The organism is Streptomyces sp. DH41 (genome assembly GCF_029813785.1).
Classification (GTDB): Bacteria; Actinomycetota; Actinomycetes; order Streptomycetales; family Streptomycetaceae; genus Streptomyces.
Genome location: NZ_JARVKY010000043.1, coordinates 1 through 18,744, shown reverse-complemented (window position 1 = coordinate 18,744; position 18,744 = coordinate 1). Strand labels below are relative to the sequence as shown.

The 18,744-nt window shown below is 68.5% G+C and carries 12 protein-coding genes and 1 pseudogene; 3 read left to right on the top strand and 10 right to left on the bottom strand.

The features are described from left to right. Window positions 1-214: 214 nt before the first annotated feature. Window positions 215-1,651 carry a transposase gene (locus QC283_RS39715; RefSeq protein WP_383531235.1) on the top strand — a complete coding sequence of 479 codons (1,437 nt, stop codon included), beginning with the start codon at window positions 215-217 and terminating at the stop codon, window positions 1,649-1,651. A gap of 49 nt (window positions 1,652-1,700) precedes the next feature. Here the strand turns inward: QC283_RS39715 and QC283_RS37865 are convergent, their stop codons facing one another. Further along, window positions 1,701-2,753 carry a hypothetical protein gene (locus tag QC283_RS37865; protein WP_279566331.1) on the bottom strand — a complete coding sequence of 351 codons (1,053 nt, stop codon included), beginning with the start codon at window positions 2,751-2,753 and terminating at the stop codon, window positions 1,701-1,703. A 313-nt stretch (window positions 2,754-3,066) separates the two neighbouring features. Between QC283_RS37865 and QC283_RS37860 the strand changes: the two are divergent. Further along, window positions 3,067-4,203 (top strand): annotated as a pseudogene (locus QC283_RS37860) (IS701 family transposase). A gap of 1,458 nt (window positions 4,204-5,661) precedes the next feature. On the opposite strand, the gene QC283_RS37855 reads toward QC283_RS37860, so the two are convergent. Next, window positions 5,662-6,141: a three component ABC system middle component gene (locus tag QC283_RS37855; RefSeq protein WP_279566330.1), complete on the bottom strand. Its 480-nt coding sequence runs from the start codon at window positions 6,139-6,141 to the stop codon at window positions 5,662-5,664. Further along, window positions 6,134-7,066 (bottom strand): ABC-three component system protein, encoded by a 933-nt coding sequence (locus QC283_RS37850; RefSeq protein WP_235617476.1) that lies wholly within the window; start codon window positions 7,064-7,066, stop codon window positions 6,134-6,136. The genes QC283_RS37855 and QC283_RS37850 overlap by 8 nt, the downstream gene beginning before the upstream one ends. A gap of 63 nt (window positions 7,067-7,129) precedes the next feature. Between QC283_RS37850 and QC283_RS37845 the strand changes: the two genes are divergently transcribed. Beyond that, window positions 7,130-7,288, top strand: a complete 159-nt coding sequence (locus tag QC283_RS37845) for a hypothetical protein (protein WP_279566329.1) — start codon at window positions 7,130-7,132, stop codon at window positions 7,286-7,288. A 115-nt stretch (window positions 7,289-7,403) separates the two neighbouring features. Here the strand turns inward: QC283_RS37845 and QC283_RS37840 are convergent, their stop codons facing one another. From QC283_RS37840 to QC283_RS39710, 7 genes are all read right to left on the bottom strand, one after another. Continuing rightward, window positions 7,404-10,355: a helicase associated domain-containing protein gene (locus tag QC283_RS37840; RefSeq protein ID WP_279566328.1), complete on the bottom strand. Its 2,952-nt coding sequence runs from the start codon at window positions 10,353-10,355 to the stop codon at window positions 7,404-7,406. A 356-nt stretch (window positions 10,356-10,711) separates the two neighbouring features. Beyond that, the gene (locus QC283_RS37835; protein ID WP_279566327.1) at window positions 10,712-11,737 is read right to left on the bottom strand and encodes a TniB family NTP-binding protein; all 1,026 of its coding nucleotides are present in this window, start codon (window positions 11,735-11,737) and stop codon (window positions 10,712-10,714) included. Next, window positions 11,731-12,078: a hypothetical protein gene (locus QC283_RS37830; RefSeq protein WP_279566326.1), complete on the bottom strand. Its 348-nt coding sequence runs from the start codon at window positions 12,076-12,078 to the stop codon at window positions 11,731-11,733. Before QC283_RS37830 ends, QC283_RS37835 begins: the two co-directional genes overlap by 7 nt. Next, entirely contained in the window at window positions 12,075-13,982 is a 1,908-nt protein-coding gene (locus tag QC283_RS37825) for a transposase (RefSeq protein WP_279566325.1), read from the bottom strand. The genes QC283_RS37830 and QC283_RS37825 overlap by 4 nt, the downstream gene beginning before the upstream one ends. Further along, window positions 13,979-14,773, bottom strand: coding sequence for a TnsA-like heteromeric transposase endonuclease subunit (locus QC283_RS37820; protein ID WP_279566324.1), 795 nt, complete (start codon window positions 14,771-14,773; stop codon window positions 13,979-13,981). Before QC283_RS37820 ends, QC283_RS37825 begins: the two co-directional genes overlap by 4 nt. A gap of 161 nt (window positions 14,774-14,934) precedes the next feature. Then, a complete protein-coding gene (locus QC283_RS37815) occupies window positions 14,935-17,601 on the bottom strand; it encodes a DEAD/DEAH box helicase (protein ID WP_279566323.1) in 2,667 nt (888 codons plus the stop codon). Beyond that, window positions 17,591-18,262, bottom strand: coding sequence for an HNH endonuclease (locus QC283_RS39710; RefSeq protein WP_443032751.1), 672 nt, complete (start codon window positions 18,260-18,262; stop codon window positions 17,591-17,593). Before QC283_RS39710 ends, QC283_RS37815 begins: the two co-directional genes overlap by 11 nt. Window positions 18,263-18,744: the final 482 nt, after the last annotated feature.

Genomic DNA, 18,744 nt, shown 5'->3' with positions numbered 1-18,744 from the left:
GCGGGCGGCCAGCCTCTAGCTCTCCACGGGAAGCGCCGCTGACGTGTGTGTCTCAGTGGCCAGACAGCGGGCATCCTGCCTGAGCTTGACTCTGTCGGGGATCTTGGAGTTTCCCGGTGCGGCAGCACGATCGACGGGCATGCTCGGATAGTTCAGCCGACCGATACAGCTGTCGAGGTGCCCGTTGTCCCTCCGCCCCCGTTCCGGTGAGCAAGTGCCGCCTCTGACTGCGCGGATCGCGCGGGCGAGCAACCCGGCTGGCACGACGGCGATATGGGTGCGCGATCGGCTGGACGGGCTGTGGTGCGACGAGGACTTCGCGGACTGGTACCCGCGTGACGGACGTCCGGGTCTCTCACCTGCTCAACTGGCCACCGTCTGTGTGCTGCAGTTCCTGCTTGGTCTGTCGGACCGGCAGGCCGCCGAGGCGGTCCGCTGCCGCATCGACTTCAAGTACGCGATGGCCATGGAGCTGGATGACCCCGGCTTCCACCACAGCGTGCTGGCTGATTTCCGCGACCGTCTCGCCGAAGATGACCGCGCCGACCGCCTCCTCGACCTCGCGCTGACCCGCCTCAAGGAGGCCGGACTGGTGCGCGAGCGCACCACGCAGCGAACCGACTCCACCCACGTCCTGGCCTTGGTGCGCGACCTGACCCGCCTGGAGCTGATCACCGAGGCGGTCCGCGCCGCACTCGAAGAAGTCGCCGGCACCGCCCCTCACCTGCTGGACGAACTGGTCGACGAGGACTGGGGGCGCCGCTACGGGCGGCCGGTCCGCCTGGGCAAGAACCCCACCAGGCCCAAGACCAGGATCCTTGCCACCGGCAATGATGCTGTCCGGCTCCTGGAACACCTCTACCAGCGCGGAGCGGCCCGCGCGTCCGGCCCTCGCGTCCAGGCCCTGCGCCAGATCATCGTGCAGAACTACCACCATGACCCCGCGGGACACCTGCGCTGGCGCACCGCCGAAAAGGAAGACGGGCCCGGACTGCCGCCCTCGTCCCGGGCGATTGTCTCCCCCTACGACACCTCGGCCCGCTACGCACGCCATGGACACATCATCAGCTGGAAGGGGTTTTCTGCTCACCTGACCGAGACCTGTGCTCCCGACAGCCCCAACGTGATCACGGACGTGGCCACCACCGCGGCCACCACCCACGACAGCAAGGTCCTGCCCGGCATCCACACCCGCCTGGCCCGTCGCGGACTGCTGCCCGCCGAGCACCTGGTCGACGCTGGCTACACGTACCTGCCCCACCTGGAACAAGCCGCCCGTGACCACCAGGTCACCGTCTCCGGGCCGCTGAACAGCAACCCCACCCGCCAGCATTCGGAACGAGGGTTTCGCCCGGGACGACTTCCACATCGACTACGACCGCCAGCAGGTCACCTGCCCCCAGAGACAGGTCAGCGCCGGCTGGCACGGCCCCTACCCGACCTCCTCACCCACCGCGGCCCCGTTGATCGTGGCCAGGTTCACCAGGAGCCAGTGCCGCCCCTGCCCAACCCGCGCGCAGTGCACCAGCACCGCAGACAGCGCCCGCACGGTGGGCTTTCCCCCGCGAGAACTCCGCGATCTGCAACTCCGTGTCCGAACAGAGCAACAGACGCCCGTGCGAGGCGACCACCCTCCATCTGGAGCACGTAGTTGTAGATGGTGCCGCTCCCGGCCAAGAGAAGTGACAGTGACAGCAGGCTCAGCGTGCGGCCTTCTTCTGCAGGATCCATACGTAGTACCACTTGCCGTGTGCGCGTTTGGGTTTGATATCAGCAAATGCCTGGATGGTCGGCCACAGGCCGGTTGCGCCAGCTGCGATCGTCGCGCTGGTGGCGAGCGCACCTTGGAGGGCATCGGGGCGGACTGCGGCAAGGACGGCGCTCGTCGAACCCAGCACAGCACCGGACCGGATCAGGGCCCGGGACCGGGTCGCCTTGTGTATCTCAGCAGTAGCGGCGCTCAACTCGTCACGGATGGCGAGCGCGATTCGTTCCAGGGCGACCTGTGAGTCGACGGCTTCCAGCGCGTCGTCGAGTTCGAGGAGCCGAGAGCGCATGAAGTCACGGTACTGGGTGTAGGAGTTGAACTCCTCGCTGGTGACCTGCGCGAAGTCGTTGAGGCTGAGCCCGTTGATGAAGGGCAGATCGATCTCCAGAATCGGCCGGACCACCCGGCTGGCAAGGGGCTTGTCCCTCGACAGATCCACGGCCCGGCCGTGCTCCACCACGAAGTCGATCGACCGGTCACTGAACGAAGGCAGTGGATCAGGCCTCGCAGGCTCCGGGTCACGCTGCGAATGGGGGACAGGGTCCCCGAATACTTTGACCGGGCAATACCAGACCAGCCCGCTGCGTAGCAGAGGCTCAGCGTTCAAAAGCCACTGGCCTAACTCTCGAATGTCCTTGGTCACCATCCCGTAGCGGCGGATGAGACCAGTGTCGTAGGCAATTCCGGTTTCTGATGGGTCGACTCTATGGTGGTCACTTGCGAGGCGCCCGAGTTCGTGCACTGCTCCGGTGCCGTGCTCGGACAACATCATTGTGTCCGCGACCAGGACAGCCCGCTTAGTGACATGCGTGAAGCCCCCCATCTCTGAGGACAGCCCGACGTAGTACGGGGCGGCCGAGGCGTTCTTTGCGCGCAGTAGAGACAGGTAGTCGACTTCTCGGCCGTACTTGATAGCGACGCCTCGGACAGGCGTCCTCTCCTGCTCCGACAGCGAGTCGTAGAACGCGTTCATCTGGGCCGCCACGCCCCGGTTCTGTGCCCGTCGGTCCTGCCACGCTCGCCATCTACGTCGGAACATCTGCACAGCATGAATGGCAGCCGAGCCCCCGTCCAGCAGGTGCTGTGGCCGCTCGGGGCGCTGCACCATCGGTACGAGACCGCCGCTCCCCGTATGGCGCTAATACTCCAGCCGTAGATCTTGATCTTGCTGGCTGAGGGGTGCCGGGGCACGCGTACGGCCACCAGTGATCATCAGTGGTGTGAAGACAGAAGAACAGCTGGTGGCCGCGGGCCACAGCATAGATCCTGCCCGCTGGCGGGAGACGGTCGAGGTCCTGATGGCCCGGATCGCCGGCCGGTTCGTCCGAGTCGAACCACGCAGGCACGCCCGGGAGTTCGTCCTCGGCCTGCTGGCGGGCCTGCCCCGCAAGAACTGCTGGACGCTCGCCGAGAAGGCCGGTCACGCCACCCCGGACGGCTACTAGCACCTGCTCGCGCGGGCGAAGTGGGACGCCGACGCCGTCCGTGACGACCTGCGCGGCTTCGTCGTCGACCACCTCGGCACCGACGACGTCGTCCTTGTGGTCGATGAGACCGGCGACCTGAAGAAGGGAACCCGCACCGTCGGCGTCCAGCGCCAGTACACCGGCACCGCCGGACGCATCGAGAACAGCCAGGTCGCCGTCTACCTCGCCTACTCCACCCCACGCGGGCACGCCGCGATCGACCGCGAGCTCTACGTTCCCCGCTCCTGGACCGATGACCCGGACCGCTGCCACGCGGCCGGCATTCCCGACACCCACACCTTCGCCACAAAACCCCAGCTCGCCGCCCGGATGATCGAACGGGCCCTGGACGCCGGGATCCCCGCGGGCTGGGTCACCGCGGACGAGGCATACGGCGACAACACCCGCCTGCGGCACACTCTGGAGGGACGCGGGCAGAACTACGTCCTCGCCGTCTCCTGCCGACACCACATCACCACCCCGGCCGGGAAGATCCGCGCCGACGCCCTGGTCAAACGGGTCCCGAAACAGGCCTGGCAGAAGCTGTCCGCAGGGGCCGGAGCCGAAGGCCGGCGCTACTACGACTGGGCACTGGCCGCCATCGCCGACGAGCGTCCCGGTCACCGGCACCTCCTCGTCCGGCGCAACCGCCGCACCGGCGAACTCGCCTACTACCGCTGCTACTCGACCACCCCGACCACCCTGCAGGCTCTGGTGAAGACCGCGGGGCGCCGGTGGACGGTGGAGGAGACATTCCAATCGTCGAAGGGGCTGGCCGGACTGGACGAACACCAGGTCAGACGCTGGACGTCCTGGCACCGCTGGGTCACCCTCGCGATGCTTGCCCACGCATTGCCCTCGAGGGTGTCGGCGACGACTGTGAGCTTCTTGAGGTCCAGACGGACCAGGCGGTCGCCGTGTTCGAGTTTCAGGGTCCGGGCGTGGCCGGTCATCTTGCCGCTGAGGTAGCTGAGCCCGTGGGTGAGTTTGTCATCGGCGGCCTCCGTGTCGAGCTGTTCTTCGATGCTTTGGACGAGTTGCTGGGCGACGGCGACTTTCGTCTCTAGGTACTGGAGGTGTCCGCTGTCGGACGCGGTGTTGATCTGGCCCAGGTAGGCGCTGATCCTGCCGCGGGTGTAGGCCTGGGCTTCGGCCTGTCCGAGGAGGCCGGCCTGCTGGTTGCGCTGTTCGGCGATGATGCTCAGGGCGCCTTCGATGCCGCGGAGTTGTTCGCGTAGGCGCGTCGCCGTCTGCTCGATCTCGCGCAGGGCCTGCTCGCGGCGGGGCTGGACGGTTTGGACGCTGTCGAGCTGCCCTCGGAGGTTCGCGAGGGTGGTGTGCATATCGGCGACGGTGGGGTCTGGCTCGTCCAGTTCGTTTCCGCACAGGGGACAGCTGTGTTCGCCGGGGAAGCCGTCGGGTACGAGGTTGAGCGCGGACAGGCGTGACATGCCGCGGGCGACGGCGCCGGAGTAGCCGGCAGCCTGTGTCTCCAGGTCGTTCAGGAGCTGGCGTTCTTCTGCGAGGGAGCGCAGCTGCCGCCGGAGAGCGGATGACTGTTCGGTGAGGAGGAGCTCCTGCCGCCGCTGTTCCTCGACCGCGTTGTCCGGGGTGGGCCGGAATGAGGCAGCCTGCTGCAGGGCCTCGATGACGGCTGCTCTGTCAGAGGTGTCGACACCGCTGTCGGGGAGCAGTCCGTGGACGCGGGCTTCAGCGAGGAGGGACTCAAGGCGGGCCTCGATGCCTTGGTTTGCTTCCTGGGCGGCTTTGAGGTCGTTCTCGGCGCGGCGGAGGGCTCGTTTGGCCTGGGTCAGCTGCTGCTGGAGTGCGGCCTGGTCTTCGGGGACCGCGCCGAGGAAGTAGGGGATCGTGGCCTTGAGGCTCTCGGGGATGCCGCGCTCGTTCTGCCGGTGAAACAGCGACCGCTTGGAGGCGACTTCGTCCTGGTTCTGCAGGCAGAGCAGCACAGCGTGGCCGAGGTTGGCGCTGAGCGGGGAGAGCAGGCTCCCCGGTGCCGGCTCGCTGCGGGTGTCTCCGATGCCGATCCGGCGTCCGAGCTGCTGGTGCAGCTGTGTGGAGTCGGTGTTGACGCGGAGGTCGGGCAGTTCCGGGACACCGAGGTCGTTGCCGACTTCGAGCATGGCGTTGGTGACGGATTTGGCGCCGGGGCGAGGTGCCGGCCTGGCGGCGAGGATGCGTGTGTCGGGCAGTTGCAGGATGACTGCGTACCACGCGACGGTGTTGAAGATCGGGCTGATCGGGAGCGTGGCCTCGTCCCTGCCGAGGCAGAAGTCGACGATGTCGAGCAGCGCGCTCTTGCCTGTCTGGGAGGTGCCGGTGACGATGTTGAGCTCGCCGAGCCGGAAGTCCAGGACGCGCTTTTCGCCGCTCTTGCTGTAAAGGATGATCGACCGGATCTGCACCGGCTCAGGGTCTCACGCCCAGCAGCGCGAACACGGTGGAAGGGTTGTCGGACTTGGCAGTCCAGCGGCCTATCAGCGATGCGGCCTTGATCAGGTCGGCGAGTTCGCCCTCGGTACGGGACTTCGACGGAATCCTGCTCTTGAGAGAGCCCTGCTCGATGGTGAGCATCTGGTGGCGGAGCCCGAAGCGCAGGCCTTCCCGTACGGCGGGTGTCAGTGAGGTGCTGCGCGCGGCAAGGCCTGCGACGAGTGCCGGGTGGTCCGCCACCCAGTTCGTCAGATGGGTGCGCGTCGAGGTGGGCAGCGCTCGCCGCGTGGGCCGGTGCAGGACGAGCGGGGCCACGACGAAGGCCATCGGCCACGGCATCAGCCTGCCGGAGGCTTCCCGCTCGTAGTCGCGTGCCGCGGTGGCGGCGACGGCGGCGACGAGGGCAGGGTTGAGGAAGGCGGCGCTGGCTTGCGGGCGCTGGCTCCAGCTAGGCACGGGCGGCCCTGATCAGGTTCTTCACCCGTGCCTCGAAGTCGGGGTGCCATCCGACCCGTCCGCGGTCGGCCAGTTCATGGTGCTTGCCCCGGGAGAAGAACGCCTCGTCGTACGCCTCACGGATTCGGTACCGGGTCTGGTCCAGGGTTTTGCGCAGCAGCGCCTTGCCGGCCTGCTCCTGCTCCCGGTCGGTGGCATCTTCACCCAGGTCGTCGAGCATCCAGTCGAACTCCCGCTGCCACTCGTCGGCGAGGTTGCCTTCGAACCGTTCCAGCTCGTCGAGGTCCACCAGGTCGTCTTCGAGCCAGGCCACGGTCTGGGTGTAGGCGCGGTAGTAGTCCACCATCGCCTTGTTCAACTGGCGGCTGGCGCCCACCCAGCGCAACTGGTGGACGAAGCAGGCATCGGCCAGCTCCGTCTCGGCCTCCCGCGGGAAGTCCTCACGGTCCACCAGCGTGGGCAGTCTGTCCGAGGTGTAGTCGTCGCGGATGCGGCTGATGCGCTGCATCAGCCGGGTCACGGAGACGCTGGTGTGCCGCTTCTGCAGCATGTCCACCGTCTGCTCGTACCACCACGCCCACAGCTGCCGCATGAAGGAGTCGGCGTGCCCGTCGGGAAGCGCGGCCCTGAGCTTCACCCGTACCTGCGCGTCAAGGTCGTCGATGGACGGCGAACCGTCGATGACCCTCATCCGCTGAACAAAGACGGCACGCTGCGCCGGCTGAAGGGCCAGGAAAGCTGCCCGTGCGTCCTTCGTGTCCTTGGCCTTGGACTCCTGCGCGGCGGCGATGAGTAGGTCAAGGGCCTGTGCGGGGGCTGGATTGGGTGCCTTGAGCGCGGCCATAGCCGTACCCGGCCGGGCCTCCTGTGTAGTGACCAGGGTCAGCATGGGGCCGTACTCGTCGCCAGGAGCGTGGGTGTCCATCCAGGACTGGATAGTCCGCCACACGTCGTCGTCCTTGTCGCCGAGCGACCGCACACTGCGGATGTGGTGTTTGACCTGCAGGAGTTCAACGGGCCGACCGTCTTCTTCCCACGCAACGTCGTCGTGGAGCTCCAGGCTGATCGCCCCGTCCGGGCGATCCTCTTGTCCTCGCAGCAGCTCAAGGAGGGCGAGCTGCGCCTGGAAGATGTAGCCCAGGGCTGACGCAGATGCCTCATGCGCGGAGGACGTCATGGCCACAGTCTCCCGATTCTGATGTTGCCAGTCCAGAACGTCACAGTAATCGAACACAAGTGTGACAGCAGTGATGTGGTCGGTTCTACCCGGGGTGAATTCCGATGGTGTTGAGGAGGTGTTGCTGCTGGGGGTGCAGGCGTGGCCAGTTGCGGTGTTGGGTGTGGATCCATGTGGTGATGCGTGGCGGGTAGGGCTGGCCGGTGCGGTGGCATGTGTGGGCTTGGTGGTAGGTGCGGTGCCAGTGGTAGGGCCAGGGTGGGTTCCACCAGGGGTCGATGGTGTCGAGGGCGTGCAGGGTTGTGGGGGAGAGGCGGCGTTGGCCGGCTTTGCGGCGTTGTTGGATCAGCCATGTCCCGAGAGGAAAGCCCTCATGGTGCGTGCTTTTGGGGACGCAGAGGTTGCCGGTCTCCTTGGCCCAGGCGCGGGCGTGGGCCAGGCCGGGGCTTGGCGGGTAGGGGCGGGTCGCTTTGCGGCGCTGTGTGCTGGTGCGGTTTTCCGGGGTGATGCCGATGCGTGTGAGGAGCGTGTGCTGTTGCGGGTGTAGTCGGCGCCAGGCGGCGCGTTGAGCGGATGCCCAGGAATGGGTGGTGGAGCTGATGGGTGTGGTGCGGGCGTGGTGGTAGGCGCGCTGCCAGCGCATGGGCCAGGGTGGGTTCCACCAGGGGTCGATCATGGTCAGTGCGCGGTGAACGGCGTATGGGGTGTTCGCGTTATGGGCCAGAAGACGTTGTCGGGCGAGCCAGGATCCCAGGGGGAAGCCGTCGTGGACGGCGCAGTACGGCGTTGCCAGACTGCCGTGCGCGGCTGTGTAGCTGCGGGCGTGCTCGAGTGCGGTCTCGGCATACGGGGTGACGGGCCGGGTGCGGGTGCTCTCCTCGGTGAAGCCGATGTCGGCCAGGAGGCGCTGCTGGCCGGGATGCAGGCCGGCGTAGTGCCTGATCTGCCAGCGTAGCCAGGCCCGCTCGTCTGGGGCGAAGCTGCGGAACTCGTGCATGGCGTCTGGCTGGTGGCCGGCCTGGACCTGATGGTGGATGTGCTGCCAGGCGCGTTGCCACGCCAGGCTCCAGGGCGGACACCACCACGGATCGACCGCGGTCAGCGCCTTCGCCGCGGCGCACTGAGGCGCGCCCGTGTCGGCATCTGTTCGGGCGTGCTGGCGTTGCCGGCGCAGCCACCGCCCCAGCTCGAACCCGTCGTGGACGGTGCTGATCGCGGCGGCGAGAGTGCCGTGTGTGGAGTGATAGGAACGTGCGTAGCCGAGTCCGACGGCGAAGTCGGCTTCGCGTTCGGCGGGCCGTGCGGCCGCGCCGCGGGCCCGGACCGCGCTCAGCCCGATCCGGGTGAGCAGGTCCTGCTGGTCGGGCTGGAGTGTGTCGTACTGGGCGCACTGGTTGGTCAGCCACCTGGCGAGTGCGCGGCTGGTGCCGGGGAATCCGGCCGCGGCGTCCAGGACGTGACCGTCTGCGATGTGGGTGTGTGCCTGGTGCCAGGAGCGCTGCCACTTCAGGGCCCAGGGCGGGTTCCACCAGGAGTCGATTGCCGACAGTGCCAGTGCTCGGGGTGAGGGAGCGCCATGACGCAGCTGGTAGGCCCGGTCTTTGCTGCGCTGGTTGGCCAGCCACTGCCCTAGCTTGGATCCATCCTGGACGGTGTCGGCGGTCGCGGTCACCAGCGTGCCGTGGGTGCGGGCAAAGGCGCGTGCACCTGCGAGGGTGCGTTCGAAGTGGGTGGCCATGTGCTTGCGGCGAGGCTGGGCCGCCCGTACGGCCTCGGGAGTGAGGCCGATGTCAGACAGCAGACGCTGCTGCGCGGGGTGCAGGTCGTCATAGCCGGTGCACTGCATGTGCAGCCATTCACCCAGACCGAAGTTGGTGGTGGGGAAGCCGCGCTCGGGCCGCAGGCCGCCCCGTGCGCGGGCATGGTCGCGGGCTTCGTAGTAGGTGCGTTGCCACATCACCGTCCAAGGCGGCCGCCACCACGGGTCCAGCGCCTCGAGTTCCGTGACGTGTTCGGGCGGTACCGCGGGGGATTTCCGGTGGTTCGACAGCCACCGGCCCAGCGCGAAGCCGTTGAACCGCTCGCCGATCGGAGCCGCGAGGTGGCCGTGAAGGGCAGCGTAGGCGCGGGCGTGGGCCAGACCGGTATGAAATGCCTGTTCGGGGGTGAGCCGCAGGCCGCGGCCCCGCGACGGGCTGCCTCCCACCGCCTCCGGCTTACTGCCATTGCGGTAGGCCTGCAGTTCCCGGGTGATGGGCCGGGGCCGGTGTGCCATGTGCAGCGTCCACAAACGATCGGCGGCGTCTGCTCCATCAGGGGACCGCACGCAGTTGTGCACCCATACCAGCAGGGGCCCGGCTGAGGTCGAAGCGATCTTCTCGGGCAGCCAGTCCCGGTTGGTGATCTGGGCCAGCTCGCTGACCAGAGCGGGTGTGTCCGCAAGGGTGTGCGGCAGGTGGCCGCGGCTCTCGGCGAGCAGTCGCCGCCTGAAGCCTTCGTCAACGAGAGCAGAGGCGAGGGCAACCGTCTCCGGGTAGGTGACCGCGTCCCTGGCCAGCAGTCGCCACCAGCCGGGATCGGTGCCTGGGGGCGCGAGCTGCAGTGCCCGGCGCGGCCACTGCTCGTCCTCAGGCCATTGCTGTGCCCACCAGGAGACGGCCACGGCATGTGCGACCTCGAACGCACGAACGCCGTCCGGCCGGTGGCGCAGCAGACTCAGGTGTCGCCGGTGTGCCGTGATCATCTCCGGCAGCCCCGTTAGGTCGATCTGCTCGGTGCCGGCCGGTGAGCCGCCGATCCAGTGGGTGCCGAGCATCCAGCGTCGGTGGCGCGGGCAGACCCGGGTGTGCGGCTGTAAGTACAGCCGTGCGGGTTTGGCCCGTCCGGTGCGTGCGGCTGTGCACAGCCAGCAGCCTTCCCCCGCAGCCGGGACCACGGAGCCGAAGCGGAACCGCCCGGCCGTGCCCGCCCCGTCCGGCGAAAGAGGTTCCTGGGCGGTCCAGGCAGGCAGGGCACGCTGAAGGATCTCCTCGGGCACGCGGCTGAACATGCAGACACGGGCGCGGGCTTCGGCGTTGAGGTAGACCTCGCCGTCCGGGCGGTAGCCCTTGAACAGGCCTCCGCCGACATGCAGCAGCGCGGGGACGAGGTCTCTGACGCCGAGCCGGTAGCGGTCGGCCAGCCGGTCCAGGTACGAAAGGTTCGTCTCGCTGCAGCGGCGCGAGCCGTGCTGGCCCCGGTCGTGCCGCAGCCGTACGCGGCGGCTGCGGCTGTGGTGGAAGAAAGTCGTGCATCAGGGAGTAGAGGTCGTTTCCTGGCGGGCACGGATGTGCTGGCATCCGAGCCGTGGCCGAACGGTGGATCGGTGCGGTCGGTTGAGGCAGACGCCGCCGGTCAGGGCTGGCGTTGCGTGGGCATCCGGTGGCGCCTGGGTGCTCGGGCCCGTTGTTCGGCGGCGGTGTCGAGCTCGATCTGTTCGAGCAGCTTCTTGGTGATCTTTTCGGTGCCGTCCAGCAGGGATACCAGGGCGGCTTCGCGGATGAGGTGGGAGAGGCTGCCCATGCGTCCGCCAGTGCGGGCGTGCAGGTAGGCGGGGTGTGTGACCAGCGTGCCGGGCCGGTGCTGGCGCAGCCGCAGCGCGCTGTCCATGCCGTTCACCAGGGCATTCCAGACCTGCTTGTCCGCGCTGCCGTAGCGCAGCGGCTGGTTGCGCACGATCTTGAAGCGGCCGGCGAGCTGGGAGCCGCGCACGCCGGTCAGCAGTGGCGAGGCTTCGACGTCGATGCCGGAGTAGACGAACGTCGCCGGGATCCGTTCGCCGAGGTACTTCAGCTGGTCGGAGGTCTCGGCGCCGGCCCGGCTGCGGGTGTCCATCAGGTGCACGTCGTCGACCAGGACCAGCTGGGTGCCCATCTCGCAGAGCAGCTCGCACACGGCGTTGGTGATCTGGATCTGGTTCATCCGCTCCAGCGTCGGCAGGCCCAGGAAGCGGGCGAACTCGCTGATGAGCATTTTTGGGGTGGAGGACGGCGGCACGGTGATGAACAGGACCGGCAGCCGCCCGTCCTGGTTCGGGTGGCGGCGCCGGTCGGCGAGTTCGACGGTGCGCCCGAGCTGCTGCATCGCGGTGGTCTTCCCGGTGGTCGCCGGCCCGGAGATGATCAGGCCGCGCCGAGCTCCGCCCTGCTGGCCGCGGTTGAGCAGCAGCAGACGGCGGACCGCGGTGGAGATGGTGTCCATGGCGGGGGTCTTCAGCACCACGAACCGTGCGTGGTAGTCCTCCCGCTGCTCCAGCGTCCACTCCTGGTCGCCGGCGTTCCGTGCCGGGGCGTGGGGTGTGTCGACGAACTGCTGCCACCCGTCCCACGTGGTCAGCGGGCTGAAAGCGCTCGTGGTGGCGGGCTGGGCCGCTGTCACCATGCCTGGGCCTCCTGGTACGGGTCGTAGATGAGCATGCCGCCCGCCCCGGCGGCGTTCAGCGTCTGCCCTGCGGCCTGGTCCCGGTCCGTTCCGGCCGTCGACTCGGACGCTTCGGCCTCATCCGCGTGTTCTGCCGCGGCGTCCTGGCCGTCGGCGAGGGCGGCGAGAAGGTAGTCCTCGCCGTCCGGGTCGTCCTCGATGTCGTCCAGGCTGTCGTCGGTGTCCCAGCGGTCGCCGTCTTCAAGCGGGACGGTGAAGGAGCCAGGCAGCCCGAACGAGGCCCCCGGCGCCAGAGGCGCAGGGCACTGCTGCGGGGCGGTGGCAGGGGACGGGTCGGTCATCTGCGCGGCCGCCTGGGCCGGGCGGCTACCGTCCGCTCTCGTCTGCTGCCCAGTCCCTGGCTGGCACGGCGCAGCAGCGCATCCAGCGCCTGGGCGATCGCCGCCTCGTGTTCTTCGCGGCCCTCGCGGCGTTCCACGGTGCGGCGGACGTAGTCGAAGGTGAACGCGGTGAAGGGGCGCCGTACCGCCTCCGCGTGGACCCACGGCACCTCCAACCATCCCTCGGACAGGCGCACCCACACCCGGTTCGGATCGTAGGGGTTGTGGTGGACCTCCCACCGTCCGTTCTTGTCCTCCTGCGGTGAGCGGCGGCGCCGGTAGGGGTTGAGGCCGGGGTGGTCGTAGGTGCGGTAGCCGAAGCGGACGCCGTAGTCGTTGATCGCCAGCCACCGCAAGGGCAGCAGCTCAACGTAGTCGTCGGCGGACAACGGCACGGGCACGTGCCCGGTCACCGCCACCAAAGCTGCCCACATCTCGTTCGGTGAGATAGCGACCTGCGGCATCATCGGGTGCCGCAGCGCCTCGTGCCGGCGCTCCTGCCACCCGCAGATGACCCACTCGTCCAGCAGTTCCTGAAGCTGCGCCAGGCTCCAGCAGGCATCCTGCTCCGCGGCCACGCCCCGCTGGGAGACGTCCGAGCCGGTGTGGCCCGGCAGGTACTGGCTGAACCCGTCGGCGATGGCGCGAAAGGTTCGTTCCACGTTCCCCTTCGCCGGGCCGTTCGCCGGCGGCACCGGCTGCACCGACACCCCCAGGCTCTCGCACGCCGAGACGAACGACGCCGACACATACACCCGGCCCTGGTCCACGATCACCGTCTCCGGCATGATCACCGGCCGTGCAGCCGCCTGCTCCAGCCGAGCGTCCAACGCGATCAGCCGCTCATACGGGATGACGGATCGCTGCATGGACAGCGCCTCGTCCCAGCCCGGCCGCATCGCCGTCGGCACCACCATCTGCGCCAGCAGCATCGCCGCGTCCACCGACGTCGTGCCCACCGGACGCACCACCGACGCGCAGATGCTGCGCGTCGCCACGTCCAGCGCGATACACAGTTCAAGACGGCCGGTCACACCGTCGTCCAGCACCGCCAGGACATCCAGCGGCGTGCTGTCCAGCATCACCAGCTCGCCCGGCCGCAGTGCCACCGTCGGCGTGAACGGAGGTGCCGGCCGCGACGCATGCCACCGCCGCTGCGCCGCTGTCCCCAGCAGCCCCTGTCCGTCGGCCACCGCGTGCACCAGCCGGTTGAACGTCGACGCCGGCGGCAGGGCCACCGCCCCGGCGCCGTACTCCTCCTCCAGCAGCCACCCCACCCGGCGGCGCAGCCGCACCAGCGTGCCCGTCGACCGCTCCCGCTGTCCCTCCAGCACCTTCCTGACTGCCGCGACCACCCGCTCATCGGCCCGCCCCAGGGCCGACCGCTCCCGCACCGCCCGGCCGTCCACTAGCCCCCACAAGCCCTCGCTGCGGTAGCGCGCCCGCATCCGGCGCACCGTCGCCGCACTCGCCGCCCAGCCCGCCGCCGTCAACTCCTCGGCCTTCGCCCGCTCCCGCTGCGCCAGGCTCCGCGTCGCCGGATCGAACTGCTCACGCGGGACGCCCTGCCCGACCGAGTCCGGGAAGCCGGTCTCCACCTCCCGCACATGCCGCTGCCACGCCAGAGCCCGCTCCCGCACCTCCACCGGCAGCGCCTCCAGCAGGCCGAACGGCGGCACCCTCCCCGGCACTGGTCCGCCTTCCACCTCGAAGGACGGATGGGCGAACAGGTAGGGCAGCAGTACGACCGCCGAGGCGCCCTCGTCGGTCACCAGCGTGGCCCGGGCGCCTTCCAGCACGGCGAGCCTCCATACCCGTCCGTCGTAGCGAAGGCGCGCCCCGACCTCGACAACCGCCTGCGTCACGCCGCTTCGGCCTCCTGCCGTGCGACCGAGACGACGGCATGCTCGTGCAGCGGTTCGTCCAGCCGTACCCGCAGCACGCCGCTCCACAGTGCGTGAAAGACCGCGGCCCATACGGCGATCGGGTCACCCAGCTCACACACCGCCTCCACCGCCGGCCGCGGACTGGCGAACGCCTCCACCAGAGCCGGCGTCCACGGCCCTGCGGCGTACCGGGGATGCCGGTAACCGGCTAGCCACCGCACATTGGCCACCAGCACCGGATCCGGCGGCCCCGCGAGCCGGTAGGACCAGCCCACCGCCTTGGCGGCAGCCGCCACAACACGTGCCCGCGCCGCCAGCCGGGCGGAGGGTCCGCTGCGTCCGACGCAGTCGAGCAACAGGCCGCTGCCGTCCTGGAGCCTGGCCATCAGCTGTGGCGCATGACCGACGACCCTGTTCTCCTCACGCCACACCAGCTCCACCGGCCGGCAGGCCAGCGCCACCACCGCCGGTTCCCGGTCCAGCAGCATCAGCTCGGTCCGCATGACACCGGACCCGTACGCCACCAGCCGCCCGGTCGTCGACGACCACCACCAGCCCGGAGCCACACGCCGCCCGGGCCGGACGGGGAAAGGCCGTACCGTAGAAAAGTCCTCAAAGGGGACGTCCTGCGCCGCCTCAAGCCACGAAACCCGATGTGCCTTTCCCAGAAGATCGCGAAAGCACGCGTCGACCCTGCCGGTAACCGCAGGTGCGGCGGACACCTTGAGATCGCCCGCCGAATCCACATCAACAACTCCGCCAGGCTCCATACCCGAAGCCAAGTGCATGAGCGGAAGCGCAGATGTTCCGATCCTCGCCGCTCACCCGAACGGATGAGAACTCTTCACCGCAGGTGGCCACGCCGCCTGACGTGGCTGTGCAAGTACGGGTGTACGCGGTAGATGCGCCTTTCGTACGCATTTGGTACGCCTCATGCCCACTCCATGCCGAGCTGTCGTAGTGCGTCGAGCTGGTCGGCGTCCAGCCGGCCCCTCCTCGATTTGGTGTTCGATACCCATACGCCGAGTTTCACGGTCACCGGCTCCTCCTGGCCATCGACCGTGATCTCCTCGCTGTGGCCGCGTGGTACGGGCCGGTGGGCGCCTTCACGCTCGACCCACTGTGTGAGGGCTGCAAGGCCCCGCTGGAATGCCATCTGGGCTTTGCTCGGCCCCCTCGCTGCGCCAGCGGCTTCCGGGGCGGGAGGCGGCGCCTGGTCGCGCTGTACGCCCAGCTTCGACAGCCGCTGCTGCTGCTCTTGGGAGAGCTCCGTCCAGCTGCGGCGTTGTCGCTGGAGCCATTTGCCCAGATCGTCGCCCTCGAACAGGACGCCGGGTGCGATGTCCGGCAGGAGGCCGTCGGGTTCGTCGGCGGCGAGGTGGGCGAGGACGCGGTAGTGGCGCTGCCAGTTCAGTGGCCAGGGGCAGTTCCAGTCCTGGTCGATCGCGGCCAGCTGCGCCGCGCGCTCCTCCGCCCGCTCCGGGTCCTTTCCGAGGCCGCCTTTCCTGCGGAGGTTGGCCATGTGCTGCCCGATCGGCACGGGGCCGCCGCCGGCCGGGTCGTACCACACGGCGTCCTGCCGCGGTTCGAGGTGCCCGGTCGCCCGCCGGTAGGACCTGAGCGCGGCGAGCTTGTTCTCCCACGCCTCCTCGCCCGGCTCCCACACCATCCCGGCCTCCGGCGCGTCCAGCAGCGTCTTGCGCCGCTCCTCCAGTTCCCCGGTCCGCAGCGCCTTTCGCTGCTGATGCACCCACCGCCCAAGCGGAAACGCCTTCGTCGCCCCGACCTCGACCTCGACGTCATACGGAACGGCATAGAGACCGGTGATCTCGTTCTCCCTGCGCCACCGCAGCAGGGCTTGATAGCCCTCGAGCCAGACCAGGGACTCGGGCCGGTAGACCCGGGTGCGCAGGAAGGCCGCGATGGTCGCCGGGGCGCGCGGGCTGGAGAAGTGGAGCAGGGCGGCTTCGGCAGCTGCGACGGTGCCACCCTCCTGGTGCTCCCCGTCCTTTTCGCCGCCGGCGCCGACGATCCGTCCCTCTTCGTCCCGCCGGACGTGAATCTTACGCTTGCCGCTCGTCAGCGCCCGCGAGGCCAGTTGCTCGACGAGTCGTTCATCGTGCGAGCGCAGGCCCTGGAGGACGGCCACGAGCGGCTTGAAGCTGGCGGAGGCGACCATGTCGGTCGGGTCTTCGTTCGGCTCCAGAAACACCGGCACGATGATCCTGGCCACCTTGGTGCTGCCGTCCTCGTTGAGCCTCAGCGCCCGGCCGATGTTCTGGACGATTTCCACCTGGGAGCCGCGGGTGTCGGCGAAGCAGACCGCCTCGACGCCTCGCTCGCCGACGATGTCGACGCCCTCACCGAGCACGCGACAGCTCGCGAGGAACGCTCGGTGCACCCGCCGGCCCGCGGCGTCGATGCCGTTGGCGAACTGGCGCAGGACCTCGCGCCGCTCGGACACGAGGTGGTCGCCACACAGCCACGCCGACCACACCCTCTCTGGTGGGACGTGGCGGCCGGCCTCTAGCTCGTAGAATTTCGCGTCGATCGACGACGCGGGCAGCTTCTCCGCCTTCGCCAGGTCCTCGTCGGAGGCGTCGTTGACGTACAGCTCGGCTGCGGTCTCCGGCAGCTTCTCCGCGAACGCCGCGGCTTCCTCCACCTTCTGGTGGAACGTCATGACCGTACGCAGGTTGTACGCGGCGGCGTGCTCCAGGAGCGCGGTCTGCAGCAGCGCCAGGCGCCGGCCGCGCCGCGCCTCTTCGGACTCCCCGAGGACCGGGGAGGGGTCGCGGATCTCCAGCACGTCGATCTCGAACCCGGCGAGGATCTCGCGCTCGATCGCCTCGCTCAGACCGAGTTCTGCGATCCACGCGCCGTAGGTCCCGTTGGGGTCGTCGGCCATGGTCGCGAGCTCCGCCTCCTGGCCGCCGATGCCCTTCTGCGGCCGGGGAGCGGCGAGGATCCGCGGGGTCGCGGTCAGGTAGAGCCGGAAGTCGGCGGGGATCCGCTGGTTGTCATGGATCGCGGCCCACGGACGACCAAGATCACCGGCGGTTCCGTGGGCCTCGTCCACGATGGCGAGGTCGAAGCCTGCCATGTGCTGGCCGTAGAGCCGCTCCCCACCTGCCAGAGCGGCCTCCAGCGGCCCGCGAACCTTCCGCCGGCCCGTCGGGTCCTCCGGGTCCTCGCGGTCCACCAGCGAGGCGTATGTGGCGAACACGACCACCGGTCCGGACCTGGCCCACAGGGCGAGCTGGATGGGGTTGGTGGTGGTGCGCACCCCCAGCGAGTTCAGCACGGGGTCGTTCTCCAGCGAGCACACCGCGACCATCGGGGCCCGGTGGCCCACCGCCCGCCACGCCTGGGCGGTCTGCACGAGCAGGTCCAGGGTCGGGACGGTCACGAGGATCCGGCCGTCCGCGAACGATTCCAAGGCGCACGCGGCGGCCATGATCGTCTTGCCCGAGCCGGTCGCTGACACGATCGTGGCACGGGCACCCTGCGGGGGCACAGATGACCTTGTGGGAAATCCCACCCATTTTCGGAACGCTGATTTCTGATCGATCTGGTGCGAGCGCAGGCTAATTCGCATCCTGTGTGTCCTCTTCGGTAAGGACGATACCTTTCGGCCCTTCTTTCGCCAGGTACTGACGGATTGCCGTCGCCACCAAGTCACCCCTATGAATCTTGAGCTCAAAGGCGCGGCGCTCCAACGCCTCGCGCTCAGCGTCAGTCAAGTAAACCTCTACAACGCTCCACCCCTTGTGTGTATATGCGCAGCAAATCCTCCTAGTGCAAGAATCGAATGGATAGTCCAGCCTTTCGGGGCTCTCCCATGGGGCGTAGGGGTACGTTGCGAGTGTCCTTTGACACGAAGCGACCAGCTCCAACATCTCAAGCTGATTGCGGGACCGTGGCCTCGTTCCGTAGTGATGCCGGAACCATTCACGCCGAGAATATTCGCGTATCTCATCTTGGGTGCTTCTCACGCGGTCCATCAATCCGTTACAAACACCGAGGGGAAGCTTTTTCATACCACGGTAAGCTTTGGGTTGAGAGTAGGCCATTTTCATATCAATGACCCAATCTTGTGCAGTTCTCTTGTTCTTCCTTCGATTGCAAGAGGAGCAAGCCGGGAGATAGTTCCACCAGATGTCTGCTCCCCCATCAGCCACAGGTTCCTGATGGTCTATGGTTACGGATGGCGAAGCTGCACAGAAAACACACAATCCTTGATGAGACGTCAGAACCATCAGCTGGACCCAGGACGGCTGATTCGAAGGAAGTCGCCTACCTATCGTCACCTGATCAATCATTAGACCCCACCCCCACGCACGTCCTACATTTTCGCCAACTCTACATGGTGCATCAGCACGAGGCACCGGATACCCTGGAACTCAACACGAACGAGCCCCCGCCCCCACAGCCAGCCAGGCCCGCGCCAGCGGGCCCTGAGGGACCGGAGGCACAGCCGAAAGGATCGTTGAGGCGGGGGAGCGCAGCGGACCCGCCGGCCCTGGGTTGAAGCGAAGCGGAAACTCGAGGCATCGGGGCGAAGCCCCGCGGCCCTGGGAGCGCAGCGGACAGGGCGTCACCTCCGCTGCTGCTGCTGCTGCGCAGCAGCTGCAGCAGCAGCGGAGGTGAGTGGCTCGCGCAGCGAGCCACCAGCGCTCCCGCGGAGCGGGAGCGCAACCACCGCGCACAGCGCGGTGGTTCGCGTCGCCGGGCGCAGCCC